This window comes from Nocardia sp. NBC_01730, from assembly GCF_035920445.1.
Classification (GTDB): domain Bacteria; phylum Actinomycetota; class Actinomycetes; order Mycobacteriales; family Mycobacteriaceae; genus Nocardia.
Genome location: NZ_CP109162.1, coordinates 661,592 through 674,847 on the forward strand (window position 1 = coordinate 661,592; position 13,256 = coordinate 674,847).

General features: G+C 64.7%; 7 protein-coding genes. 2 read left to right on the forward strand and 5 right to left on the reverse strand.

The features are described 5' to 3' along the window. Positions 1-86: 86 nt before the first annotated feature. Both OHB12_RS02650 and OHB12_RS02655 read right to left on the reverse strand, forming a co-directional pair. The gene (locus OHB12_RS02650) at positions 87-1,691 is read right to left on the reverse strand and encodes a hypothetical protein (RefSeq protein ID WP_327115798.1); all 1,605 of its coding nucleotides are present in this window, start codon (positions 1,689-1,691) and stop codon (positions 87-89) included. A 330-nt stretch (positions 1,692-2,021) separates the two neighbouring features. Then, positions 2,022-2,480: a hypothetical protein gene (locus OHB12_RS02655; protein WP_327115800.1), complete on the reverse strand. Its 459-nt coding sequence runs from the start codon at positions 2,478-2,480 to the stop codon at positions 2,022-2,024. 134 nt (positions 2,481-2,614) lie between these two features. On the opposite strand from OHB12_RS02655, the gene OHB12_RS02660 reads away from it, so the two are divergent. Then, on the forward strand, positions 2,615-7,246 hold the full coding sequence (locus OHB12_RS02660) for a tetratricopeptide repeat protein (protein ID WP_327115802.1): 4,632 nt from the start codon (positions 2,615-2,617) through the stop codon (positions 7,244-7,246). A gap of 299 nt (positions 7,247-7,545) precedes the next feature. Here OHB12_RS02660 and OHB12_RS02665 read toward each other — a convergent pair whose 3' ends face one another. From OHB12_RS02665 to OHB12_RS02675, 3 genes are all read right to left on the reverse strand, one after another. After that, the gene (locus tag OHB12_RS02665; RefSeq protein WP_327115804.1) at positions 7,546-10,635 is read right to left on the reverse strand and encodes a hypothetical protein; all 3,090 of its coding nucleotides are present in this window, start codon (positions 10,633-10,635) and stop codon (positions 7,546-7,548) included. Positions 10,636-10,912: 277 nt separating this feature from the next. Continuing rightward, complete coding sequence (locus OHB12_RS02670) at positions 10,913-11,500, reverse strand: hypothetical protein (RefSeq protein WP_327115806.1); 588 nt, start codon at positions 11,498-11,500, stop codon at positions 10,913-10,915. A gap of 214 nt (positions 11,501-11,714) precedes the next feature. Continuing rightward, on the reverse strand, positions 11,715-12,266 hold the full coding sequence (locus OHB12_RS02675) for a hypothetical protein (protein ID WP_327115808.1): 552 nt from the start codon (positions 12,264-12,266) through the stop codon (positions 11,715-11,717). A gap of 388 nt (positions 12,267-12,654) precedes the next feature. Between OHB12_RS02675 and OHB12_RS02680 the strand changes: the two genes are divergently transcribed. Beyond that, positions 12,655-13,233, forward strand: a complete 579-nt coding sequence (locus tag OHB12_RS02680; RefSeq protein ID WP_327115810.1) for a hypothetical protein — start codon at positions 12,655-12,657, stop codon at positions 13,231-13,233. Positions 13,234-13,256 lie beyond the last annotated feature (23 nt).

Here is a 13,256-nt window from a genome sequence, read left to right on the forward strand (position 1 = left end):
AATCACCACATACCGGTTGCGGCGCGACCGGCGACGCGGATTGTGGCGTTCATCGGCCGTGCGTGGCCGACACCGTGATCGTTCAGCTACGTGTTTCGAAGCCGATCGGCGAGTTGCGCCTCGTATAGGGAGCCGGGTAACAGCCCTGGCCTATTGGTCCCTTCCTCATACCCGGTTTCATAGCCGGTGTACCAGTTCTCGCCGGTGACTGCGCCCGTTGTGCCGATCGCGAAGTTCTGGGAGGTCGGCGGAGCCTGTACACACACCTTTTTGCCATTGTCCACCGTGCAATTCCACGCCACACTGAGCACCGAGGACCAACCATGGCCATCGCCATTGCCCTTGTCGCCTCGATTGTGCAGAGAGAGAACCCAATCCCACTCGCTCCGGCTGCGCAGTTCCTTCACGTTGTCGTACAGCAGCCCCTGGCTCCATCGGTTATGGCCGCCGGACTCGTTGAGGCCATCCTCGCTGGTCCCATTGAGCCACACGTTTCCTGAGCACGTACTCATTCCGGCAGCAATGAAGGCATGCCGGGCCTTATTGGCCTCCACGTCGCGGAAAAGGACCTGCTGGGCGTAGATATTCGCGCTGAAACTGTATCGCTTCCTGCCTTCGATCACTGAGCGCGGTTCGCGAGCCCGAACGCCCTGGACGGTGACCCGAGAACTATGCGTTACTGCAACCGCCGCCCTCGAGAAGTGCAGCAGTGTGGCGTCCTTGACCCATGCGTCCTCGGTCCAGTTGATGTGGACGCAGTTCTGCGGATGATCCTCGCTGAACTCCGATGGATCGTTCATGTCGATACGGAGATTCTCCACTCCGACATTGCGGACCAACCCCTTCCTGTTCCAGACCCAGACGGAGCATTGCGACTGAGACCGCCGGAGGTTATTGAAGACAGGGGCGCAGATGACAATGTCATTGCCGACGATCTCCTTGATGTACCTGTTGTACATGATGGGCAAGGTATTGGGTTCCCAAGGCGGATCCTTTATCACGCCCCCACCCTTGATCGCGTCGGTCCACTCCTGAGTGTGGGGATGGTCGATGATGATGTTGTCACCGACCTTCAGGTTGGCCGTCGATGCCAGGGTCATCCGGTTCTCCCCCGCCTCGACGAGACTGGACGTGATGCCGGTTTCGGTGCCGGGCACCTTCGACCGCCATCCGGCGTCCGCGCCGCCCACCCGTAGGACCTCGGTGGCCGAGCCTCCGCCAGTCCCGGTGATCACCGTGTTCGCCGAGTCGTCGTCCCATTGACCGGCTCCACGCAGCACCACCCCGTCGTGCTGCATTACGATTGTGCCGGCGACCTTGTAATGGCCGGCTGCGAGGCGAAGCGCACCCCGGAAACCGTTCGCGCCCAGCGGCATCGCGCCGACCTCGTTGAGAGCGTCCTGAATGTGTGCGGTGTTGTCACCGCTGATCGGGCCGATCTCCTTGACGACCGGCACGGAAGGCAGCGGCACTTCACCATTGCGATACCCGGCCCAGCTGAAGTCGGGGATCGTCTTACCCCGCGAATCCTCTTTGTAGACGAGCCGACCGCCGGCATCCGGGTATACAAGCTGCGAGTGCCATCCGGCCGCGTGAGCGAGATCCGGTGCGATCGTATTGCGAACCAAGGGCATGACAGCGCCCGTGACCATCGCGCCACTGCCGATCCTGAGGAGATCACGACGCGACAATGGTCCAGGCACGGTTGGTCTCCTTACGAGGCGATGATCGAACTCGGCAAAGGCTATCGGTACAAGTACGTTGCAGGCTGCACAGAAGAGCTCAAGGAATCGTCAAATATCGAATCACGCCGGATTCGTCCTGGCTCCCGTCGTCGAGAAGCTCAAATCACCAGGGAATTGCCGGAATGGTCAGAGACAGGCTGCTCGGGAGACCCGACATGGTCCGGCGACTCGCTGGCAAAAACCCTCGAGCGGATCACGCTTCCGTGGCCGGGTACTGCCACCCGGCCACGGAGGCGTAGTTGCGTGCTACCTCGGTCAGCCGCGGCCTTTGGGTCGTTACCCCTTACGCAAGTACGGGGCGTCGGCGTTACGCACGGAATCGTCATTGTTGTTGACACTTCTGACTTCGAAGCGGTACTTAGTGCCCGGTTTGACGCCTTCCGCCACCGTGAGCCATTTATCCTTCTCGAGCGTCGTGAATTCACCGCACTTGCTGCCGGGGCGCAGTTTCTTGTCACCGGAGTTGTCGTCCCGATAACACACCTGAACCTTGGCATTCGTGGCGCTCTTCGACAAAGAATTTACCTTGATGCTGCCTCCGCACGCGGCGGTCGTCTCGAACCAGCCGTCGTTGATCGGCGAGACCAGGTGACCCGCAGGCTTGTTCTCCGCCTTCTCCACGCAGTCCTCGGCATGAGCCACGGCTGGGGTGGTGAATGTGAGCATCCCTCCGGCCAGCACCATTCCCGCCACTGCGGCCGTCGCGGCTGCGGTGCGCCGCACAGTGTTTCGCACGAAACTACCTCATTCTTCATCGCTTTGATCAGATCCGAAGAGATCATTGCCGATCGGTTCTGACCCACGCACCCACCGAAGGTCGATTTTACGATCCGTTGAGCTGTCAGCGATCAACCTCGCAGCGAGCCGGTATGCCGCGCGGCTGTCGCGATTCTCGCCCGATCTGCAGCAGCGCACCGTTCTCGAATATCGGGGGTCACGAATGTCAGCTGCAGGTAAACTCCTGTGGCGGTCGATATTTCACCGTCCACGACCGAACCGTCGAGTGCGCCTCCTGGCACAATGCATCGGGTGAAGAGGGCAGGATTGGCTGGGTTGCGTCGGCTGGCTCCGCGCACTGTGCACCGCTGCGACGAGCGACGCCGAGCGGATCGAGGCGCTGTCGTGCCTTCGACCGGACGTTGAGGCAACCTGTGGTTGCTGTCCCGGCGGCGGGCTTTCCCCAGTCGCCCGAAGAATTCGCCGACGAGCTGCGCCTGCTGGTGGCTGATGCGGTGTGGGAGGTGTCGCGGGATGCGGACACCACCGTGGTCTCGGATCTGGTTGCCGCGCTGGATCTCTGGGCGGACCATCCGCTGGTGGCGCGCGCGGCGGCAATGGTAATCGATACCGCCGCATTCGAGCCGGAGCTGCAACCGCTGCACCGGGCACTCGTACGGGCCGCGCAGGGCGAATGGGCCAAAGATCCACGGCCTTCGCAACGTGTCCAGAGGCTGCGACGGCGAGCGGCGCGCGAACACGAGGAGGAATGCTCCCTGGTCGCCGCGGATCTGCTTACCGCGGCCATAGCGCTCTGCGACGACCAGGCCATCGATCGGGTTCAGGGTCTGTCGCGGGTGGCCGAGGTGCTGGGGGAGCTGGTGGCTGTCCTTGCCGAGGCCGCGCTGCATGATCCGGACGACGAGGCCGAGGTGACCACCCGCGGTGCGGCGGCGGGCCGGCGGCTGATCGAGATCTACACCGAACTGGTCACGGTCGACCGGGTCGCCTACCTAGCCGCGCTTGCCGAGGCTCATATGACGGCCGCCGGTTTCGTGGAGTCGGTGGATGGGTATGCGGCCGCCGCCGAGCTGTCCGAGCGCGGCGTTCGTCTCTACGAAGAGTTGGCGGAGGTCAGGGGTCTCTCGGAGCTCGGCGCTCTGGACCGATCGTGGTCGGAACATATCGCCCTGGCTGAACGCGGTGGATTCGAGTCCGTGGTGCGGAAATGGGAACAGCATCGCGGAGAGCGGCTGCGCCAGTACGCCACCGCGATCGCTCCTGCCGCCACCTTGTATGCGCTGTCGGATCTCACTCGGCTGCTACGGCGGCACACCCTGTATACCGAGGCGGTGACCGTATCCGAGCGGGTCGTGTCGATGGCAGAGGCGGCCGCCGCGACGGATGAGTCCGTGATTGCCCACCTGGCCGAGGCGATGCGCGGGTACGGCTGCGATTTGCACTGTGTCGGTCGCCGTCCCGAGGCGGTGGCGGCGTGGTGGCGTTTCGTCGAGCTTCGGCAGCGCATCCGCGATCGGCCGGGCACGAAGTGTGCGACCGCCGTGGCGAACGGCTTCGACGGGATTGCCGCGGCGGCGGATGAGTTCGACGATCCGGACGCAGCCATCGAGTTCGGTGCAGGAGCGGTTCACGAATGGTCCCGGCTGGCCCGGCAGTACCAGCGGCATCTGCCGGAGTCGGTGAATGCGCTTCGCGCCCAAGCGGATCGGCTGAGTGCGGCCGGTCGCGGCGTCGAGGCGTCCGATCTCTGGGAACGAGCGGTCGAGCAGGCCGGGAAACTGGTCGCGATCGACCCGGAGCAGTACCGGCCGTGGCTGGGCTGGGCGCTGACCTGCGCCACTCTGGCACATCTGCACGTGTACGACGAGCGCGCGGATTCCAGTTCCCGCGCGGCGATCGAGGTGATCGAGCAGGTCGCCGCGGCAGTACCGGACAACGCGACCGCGGCGCTGGCCGACGCACTGCACAACCGCGCCCTGGTACTCAACCAGCTCGACGACTATCGGCAATCGACAGCGCTGTTGGCTCGGGCCGTCGCACTATGCGAGGAGCTGGTCGAATCCGGTGACGACGACAGCGATCGCGCATCATTGGCCAACATACTGTGTACGCGTGCCACCACACTGGCGCGTCTCGGCGATCTCGATGCAGCGCTGGGATACGCCACTCGCGCGGAGACGATCTACGCGGAGCTTGCCGAGCGCGATCCGGAAGTGCACACCGCGGAGCTCGCGTATGCGCTCGGCAAGGTGGCGGCGATCCAGATCGATATCGGCAATCGCCATCATGCGCGGGCCGCGGCCATGGCGGCCCTGGAGATCTGCGACCGATTGGCATCCGGACCCGACCAGGATGAGCATCGGGCGGCGGCATTGCACGCGTTGGCGCGGTCGCTGATGCAGGATGGCCGGCCGTCGGAGGCCCTCGACCATTCGACATTGCTGCTGGAGTTGCGGGAGCGGATGGCCGCCCGCGACCCAGCGGGCGAATCCGCTGAGCTCGCGGTCGCGCTGGGCAATCACGCTGTGTACCTTGCCGATAGCGCTCGACCACTCGAGGCCGTCGAGTACGCGCGGCGGTCGCTCGAGCTGTTTCGACAGCTGTCGGAGTCGAATCCCGTCCCCTATCGGGAGCATCTCGCGTCCGCCTTGGACCGATACGCGCAATGTCTGGCAGACACACGTCGGCACGAGCACGCCGTCGAGGTGTCTGCCGACGCCGTCGGCCGGTTCGATCGGCTACTGGAGGACGATCGAGCCCGGTATCTCGAGGCTGCCGCCCGGTGCCTGGACCATCACGCCCAGCGGCTGGACGCGGTGGGCCGCGGCGCGGACGGTATCGACATCGCGGGGCGCGGCATAGCCATGCTCGAAGAACTGGCAGCGATCGACGGGCGCACCCATCGGCCGTCTCTGGGTGCAAGCCTGCTCAACAGCGCCGGACTGCTCACCGATTTCGGACGCAGTGCGGAGGCACTCGAACAGGCCGATCGCGCGGTCGCGATATTCGAGCAATTGGCTTGCGAGCCACCGGATTCCCGAGCGCTGGATCTGGCCCGGGCACTGCACAATCGGTCGTACGCCCTGGATCATCTCGGCCGTCACGACGATGCGGTCGTGGCTCAGGAGCGAGCCGTCCGCATCTTTGCCGCCGAGGCGGCATACGATCGGCGGTCGGTACTGGAGCAGTTGGCCACGACCACATACAATCTCGCCTGCCGGCTGATCAACGCCGGCGACTGGCCGCGGGCGCGCGACCATTCGCGGGCCGGCGTGCGACTGTGGCAGGAACTTGTCGACGGTGATGCCGAATTGCACCTACCGGATCTGGTGCACGTCCTCGGCGAACATGCCCGTTTCTGCGGTGCGGAGCACGAATGGGAGGAGGCCGCCGCGTACCTCGAACGCGCCGTATCGGCCTGCGAGGAGCTGATCACCCGCGATCCCGAGCAGTACCGCTCCCGATGGGTGGAGGCGGTACAGCAGCATGCGTGGGCGCGGTGTCAACTCGGTCAGCGCGACCGGACTGCGGCGGAAATCCAACGTGCCCTGTCGATTTGGCGTAATGCGGTCGCGAAGGATCCGCAGTGGTCGTTGCCGTCGCTGGCCGCCTGCGCGGCGTGGGCGGCGCGGATTCGGCTGCACAACGGTGAACCCGAGGCCGCGCATGAACAGCTGGAATGCAGTGTCGGCCAGTACCATTCGCTCATCTCGGGCGGAGCTGATGACCTGGTGCCGGACTTGATCGATGCGCACCACCGGTACGCGACGACTCTGTGCGAAACGGGATATTGGGAGCAGGCGGTGACGCGGTTGGCGGAACCGGTTCGACTGATGCGCGCACTATTCGAAAGCGATCGTGCCGCATACCGATTCCGTATGGCCGATCTACTGCGTGATCTGGCATCGTGCTGCTCGGAAGCTGGTCGGCGCCCGGAGGCCTTCGCCGCGGCGCGGGAGGCGCTGGAGCTGCTGGAGGAAGAGGTGGCGGACAATCCCGAGTCCAGTGCCGAGGACCCGTATTGGCAGCTCGCCGAATTCCGCGTTGCCCTCGCCGATGCCCTCGCGGATATGGGTCTGCTGGCCGATGCTCTGCACAACCTCGACGAGGCCGTACCGCTGTGGGCGGAGTTGGTCGAGGAGTACGACGACGCATCCCGCGAGCTGGCATGGGCACTGTGGCATCGGGCACGCTGGGAGGCCGAGCTCGGAGTCGACGATCGCACTGTGCTGACACTGTCGCGGCAGGCTGTCGACCTATACGAACAGGCGTGGGAGCAACAGCCGCACAACGGTGCCGACTTCGCCGGATCACTGGTAGATCACGCCCGCCATCTCGCGCGTGCCGGGCGCAACGCCGATGCGCTGGACCACAGTTCCCGTGCGCTGCGGTTGTGGGAGAGCCTCGTCGAGGACGAACCCCGCCAGCACGGGCCCGGCCTCGGCGATTGCCTGCGCTGGCACGCTACTCACCTGATGGCGGCCGGTGCGGATGATGCCGCCATCGACTGTTCCCGGCGGGCACTGGGATTGGCGGAGGAAGCCGTCGCGTGGATGCGCCTGCGTTACCTGCCGGAGTTGGCCGCCACATCTCGCGAGGCGGCGCTGTTGCTGCGTGATCGCGATCCCGCGGAAGCCCGTGACCTTGCCGGGCGTGCAGTCACGCTGTACGCGGAATTGGCTGCCGCGGAGCCGGATGCGTTTGCCGACCGCCAGGCCGACGCCGAGGACACCGTTCATCGAATCTGCCGACCACGAAGCTGAAACCGCGCTCGTGACAGCATTTCGCCGATCGGAGTTACAAATCAACTGCGTGTGCGGCCAACCTGTCGGACCTGGTGGCGCTCTGCGACGAGACCGCACAATTGCTGCGTGACTGCGATCCGAACGAGTCCCGCTCCCTGGCACAGCGAGCTGCGGCGCTGTACGCCGAATCGGCCGCTGCCGAAGTCGGTATGGCTGCCCATCGATGCCGATGCCGATGCCGATGCCGATGCCGATGCCGATGCCGATGCCGATGCCGACGAGGGCGTCCTTTCCTATCCCCGAATGATCACGGTCGATCATCGTTCTCGATCAGCGCTGCCGTGGTCCGCGCCTGTGCCAGCCGATCGTCGAGGATATCCGGCTCGTTCCGGATAGATTCCGAGTACAGCCCGACGGCGCGCAACGCCAGGGTGCGTGCCCGATTGGAGTCGCGGTCGCGCCACAGCAGTGCGGCCTCGTGGCAGCAGGCCGCCAGGTCCGGTAGGTGGCGCCGTCGGGTCCATTCGACCGCCTGCTCGGTCAATGCTATTGCGCGCGATGAAGCTTCGAGAGCGGCTTCGATATCGAACGATTCGACCAGATGGGTGGAGCGCCGCCGCAGACAAACGGCGAGTCCCGGAATGTGTTCCCGGGGTTTGTCCGCGGCCAAAGCCTCCCACAACACCAGCGCCCGGCTGTTGTGGTCGAGTGCCTGCGGGTGCCATCCGGCGCGAGCGAGGTGCAGGCCGTGATCCACTAGTGCGTCCGCCAGGTACTTGGCGTTGCCCGGTCGATTCTCGGACGTTCGCTGAAGTATTTCGATGGCGCGCTGCGAGATGGGTAGTGTCGCGGCGTCCCCGTCGCGTGCGGCCAGCCAGCGGGCTCGGTGCCACAGCGACCACGCCAACTCGACTGCCGCCGCCTCCCTTTCGATCGCAAGCTGCTCCCAGAGCGCCACTGCGCGAGCGTTGAGTTCCAGGCATTCGGTCAGCTTCCCCACCTCGGCGAGGCTGTCGGCCTGGGAGTCGAGATAGTCGGCCAGGGTCCAGCGGCGATCGTCGTCGTCGGAGGCGATGAGATCGGTCAATACGTCGAGCGCCTCGCGGCCCGCGGCGACCGCGTCGCGGCGCCGGCCGGCATTCCGAATACAGCCACGTTTGATCACGCAGGGTATCGGCCAAGCGGAAATGGTGTTGAGCAGCGTCGGTTTCGAACAGCTGACGTGCCAAGTACACCGCGTCCTCCATTGCTGTGGCGGCCCGCGCGCACAGCCGCACCCGGTGCAGGGTTCGTGCGTACCGGTGCAGCGCGATCTTCAACGTCACCACCAGGTCGTCGCGCTCGGCATCGATGAGTGAACAGTAGTGGCGGACAGCGTGTTCCATATGTCCAGCCGCGCGTTCGAATTCGTCGTTGTCGAGCCGGAACCGCGCTGCCCATGCTTCACCGGCGGCCAGTCTCGGCAGGAGCTCCGCGGGAAACTCCGCTACGGCCCGCCGCCAGATGGACAGTGTGCGATCGGCTTGCGCCGAGGCGTGGCGGCGCCGTCCGAGCTTCTGTAGGGCGTACGCATGGCCCTCGACCGCCCAGCCCAGATCCGCCAGGTGCGCGTGCTGATCACGGGTGACCAACTCCTGGTATGCGGTTGCCGCGCGCTCGAAATATGCGGCCGCCTCGGCCCATTCGTCGTGATCGAGGCAGAGTCGGGCGTTGTCGCTCAGTACCGAGGCGAGTCCGTTCAAGTGTAGCCGGGTGTCGAATTCGGTCAGTTGCTCCCACAGCCACACCCCGGTGCGCAGCTGGTCGCGCGCTCGCGGCCACTGTCCGGCTTGGGCGAGTCGTTTCCCGAGCCCGCAGGTGGTCTTGGCCAGGAAGGTCAGGTTGGGCTGTCGATCGTGCGCGGCTCGTGCCGCGCAGATTCGTACGGCCCGCTGCTGCGGTGGTAGCGCTTCGTCGTGGCGACCGAGGCCGTCGAGTGCGGTGGACTGCAGGTGCAGTGCCCGGGCCAGGCTGGGGGCATGGGCGCCCGGGTTCTCGGGCGCCAACACTTCGAACAGCTCGAGCGCGCGCGTGGCGTAACCGAGGGCTTCGGTATTGCGCTCCTGATGCTGGAGACGGCTGGCATGGTTCAGCAAGCAGGTGCCGAGATGGGCGCGATCGCCACCGCGCTCGAGTAGTTCCTCGAACATTGCCAGACTGCGCGTGGCCGCCGCGAACCCCTCCTCGGTGCGGCCGGCCCTGTCCAGCCACAGCGCGTAATTGTCCAAGCACATGGCGGCGGAGCGCAGGTGCAGGTCGCGGTGGTCGGTCAGTAGTTGCTCGTAGCAGGCGACGGCCTCGGCCGACACCTCGATCGCCCGGTCGGCCCGGCCGGTCTCGGCGAGTTGCGTCGCGTGCCGGCCCAGTGCCGAGGCCATCGTGACCAGGTTTGGGCCCGGCTCGGATTCGGCCAGCGGCCGGACGAGATCGACGGCGCGGCGGGCATATTCGAGCGCCTCGTGTTTACGGCCAAGCTGCGACAGGCACAGAGTGTGATTGCCAAGCGCGATGACGAGTTCGATGGTTTCTGCCGGATCGCGCGCCACCATCCGCTCCTGCACTTCGAGCAGCACCGTCGAATGGGTGAGTGCCTCCCGTGGTTGTCCGGTGCCGGTCAGGTTCCGGATCAGGGCATTCAGCGCCGAGGTCTGCAGATCGTCACGTTCCTGACCCTCAGGCAGCGAGGCGCAGATCTCCAGCGACCGGGCGGCCAGCGCCGCTATCTGCGCGGTACCCATACTCTGGTGAATCGAGGCCAGCCGATTCAGCGCGTAGGCGAGATCGGCCGAATACTTCGCCGGATTCCGTTCGGCCAGTCGTGAGTAGATCTGCTCGGCCCTGGTGACACAGTCGAGCGCGGTATCGAAATCGCGCAGTTTTTCGGCACTGATAGCGCGCGTGCACAGTACATTGGCCCAGGAGGCCCGATGGTCGACCTTACCGGCGGCCAGTTCCTCGTATAACGTTGCCGCCCGTGCGGACGACTCCATGGACAGCGCGTAGTCGTCGCGGAGATTGAGGGCCAGGGCCCGATTGTGCAGGGCATTGGCCAGGGCCGCGGTGTATCCGCCGGTTCCCGCGAGATCCTCGATCAGGTCCAACGCCTGCCGTGATCGCAGATCCGCCGCCTCGGCCCGCCGGGAACTGAAGTGGATGCTGGCGGCGCAGGTCAGTGCCCAGCTCAGGTTCGGCCGGTACTGGTCTGGATCGAGGGCCAGCAGATCCTGGGCCCGGGCCACGGCCTCCTCGGCCACCTCGACGGCCTCGTCGCGCCGGCCGGCGTTGTCCAGCCGACGCGCTTGTGCACGTAACTTGTCCACCAGGTGGGGCAGGTGCGTTACCCGATCCAGTTCGGCAGACCGTGACAATTCATCGATCGCGCGGCCGCCGAATTCGATGGCCGCAATCGAGGCCGACGATCCCGCCTGGCCCAGCCTCAGTCGCCGCGGTGGCGCAGGCGATTTGGCGCAGCAGGCCGATCGCGGCGGCGGCGAGGTCCGGGCCGATCTGCTCGGGGGCACAGCGGGACCGCTGGGCCAGAGCAGCGAGCCGGGTTTGCGGAGGCGTCGGTGATGAGCGCGTCGAACCAGGCTGACGCCTCGGTCGCCACCGTCGGCAGGCAAAGGGCCAGCGTGGCCATTGCCTCTACGACTGGCAGGCGCTCCGCCAGCCCGGGCTCGGCGGCACGCCGGTCGCGCATTTGTGCCAGGGCGCGGTGTACATCATCGACGAACAGCGCCAGCCCCGGTATCGCCGCCTGACGCATCCGAAGGTCGGTCTCGGCAGCGATGCAACGAACACCTCGGCGCGCTCACGGATCGCTGCTGCCGCAGCGGGGTAATCCAGAAAATCTCCGGCACAATCGATGTAAGCGACGTCGCACTGTTCGACGGGTGCGGCCCCGATGCTGACCAGCAACACGACGATCGGAGCATGATCGGGAGCCGCAACTTCTACGGCCAACTCGAACAGGAACGGCAGACTCGCCGTTGTACACCGGTACACATCGCCCTGATGGTGAACGGCGCCGTAGAACCTGTTCAAGGCTTCGTGTCGTTCTTTCGCCTTCGCAGAGCCGAGCGCCATCAGCAGCGCGGGGACCTCTTCGGCCGAGCCGTAGGCGTGATGCATCGACGACCAATCGATGTCGAAAAGTCCGGCAAACATGCGCGTCACTATGCCTGATGATACCGGCATCGTGCGCTGTGACCCAATTCTTGACCCGGACTTCATGATCGATGATCGAAAGATAGATATGGTCGGCGCTTGTCCGTTGATATCTATGGCAATGGTGGCTTGTTTCAAGATCGAGTGTCCGCGAATTTTGACGGCATGCTGGATGGCCGTTGGTGCGTGGGCGGGGTCGTCGAGAATCGGGCGGATGTGGTGTAGTCGCTGATCAGGTGACCGGGATGCCTGTTCCGGCCCCGAGCGGTCGTGACTGTCGTCACATGTCAGGAGTGAAGAAATGCTGTTCGGCAGTGCACAAGCTACGCAAGTACAGGGAGGCCGCCTCTCCGCGCAACAGGCGTAGCAGCAGGTTTGTCGCCGTCCCTGGGTGGAATTCCCACTGCCCGCCGCGCGCCGGTTCCACCGCGATCTGCCACGTGGAGGGGTCGGTGTCGTTCCGGGCGACCCAATACAGGTTGAAACCCAAACCCGAGGCACCCCACAGGATGGGACGGATGTCGGGTTCGTTGAAGATCAAGGGTTTGGTCTGGTCTTCGGGGTCGAAGTCTTTTTCTTCTTCCCAGATGATCTCCAGATCACGAATCCATTCGTGGTGGCGGCGTATCTGATCGTAGTTCGTGTTGATGGCGAACGGCTGCAACAAGAGTGTGTCGTAGCCGATCTTGCCTGCACCTGTGGCGTTGATCAATTCACGGAAGTCGCTGGGTATTCTTGCTCCGAGAGCCTGACTGGCTGCCTCCCAGTCGATCGGCGCGCCGCGATATGGTTCGAATCCGAGAATGTCGCGGATATCGTCGAGGTCGCTCATTCTTCTCCTTCATATAGCGTGTTAGGGATCCTTGACGGCACACCTTGAATCACTGCGCCGGCGGCCGCCGGAATCTACCATTCGTTGAGCATTGCACGAGCCCCCCGTTTCTTCAAAGCCATTACAGTCAGTCCGATTGCGCCCGCCCTGTGCCAAAGGGACTGTAAAATATTTCCAGGAACCCGGTCGGAGTGTTTTATGGGCGCAGCTACTACGGCCTCGCCGGGGCGGGCTATGAGGTCGCCAGCCCTTCAATTTCTGGCCGATCTTTTACAGTCGCTTGATCTCGCGATTCCAGCCGAAGCGGGGGTACGATTCTCAAGTTTTCGGGTTCGGCCTCGGCTCGAAGCGTGAAGCTGTGAACTCGAAGCCGGGTGAAAGGATGCGAATGGTGAGTCACCTCGAGGGGATGGTCGGCAAGATCGCCTTGTTACGAGAGCTCGACGCCGTCGGGGAGATGGAGCGGCGCTGGGACGAGTGGGAGGACGGCAACGAAGAGTACGGCGAGTTCTCCGCCGATGGGCCGCTCTCGCTCGATGACTGTGTGGAGCCGGACGGCGAGTGGGCCGGGGGTCTCGGCGACTTCTGGCGACTGACGAACGGCGCCACCTTCGGGAGCCTGTGGATCCACCGACAGGGCCAGATCCGTCCTACGTCGGTGGTCGACTCACTCGGCGAACCGATCGACGATCGGAACTGGCTCAGTATCGGTTCAGTCGACGAACAGGCATTGGTCATGGATGCGGACTCCGGCACAGTGATGATTTACTGGTACCTGTACTTCAAACATCGCTGGGATTCCGGCGTCGTATTCGAATGCGCCGACATACCCGAACTGATCGATACAGTGGCGTTGGGGCCGAAATATCCACTGACCTTCGGTCCACCGGAGCGGCAGAAGTCGCCCTGGTGGGAACGCGACTCCTGGTATCTGTACCTGTGCGAGATCGGGTTGATCCATCGGTAAACCCGTTGGCCGACTGCCGCCGG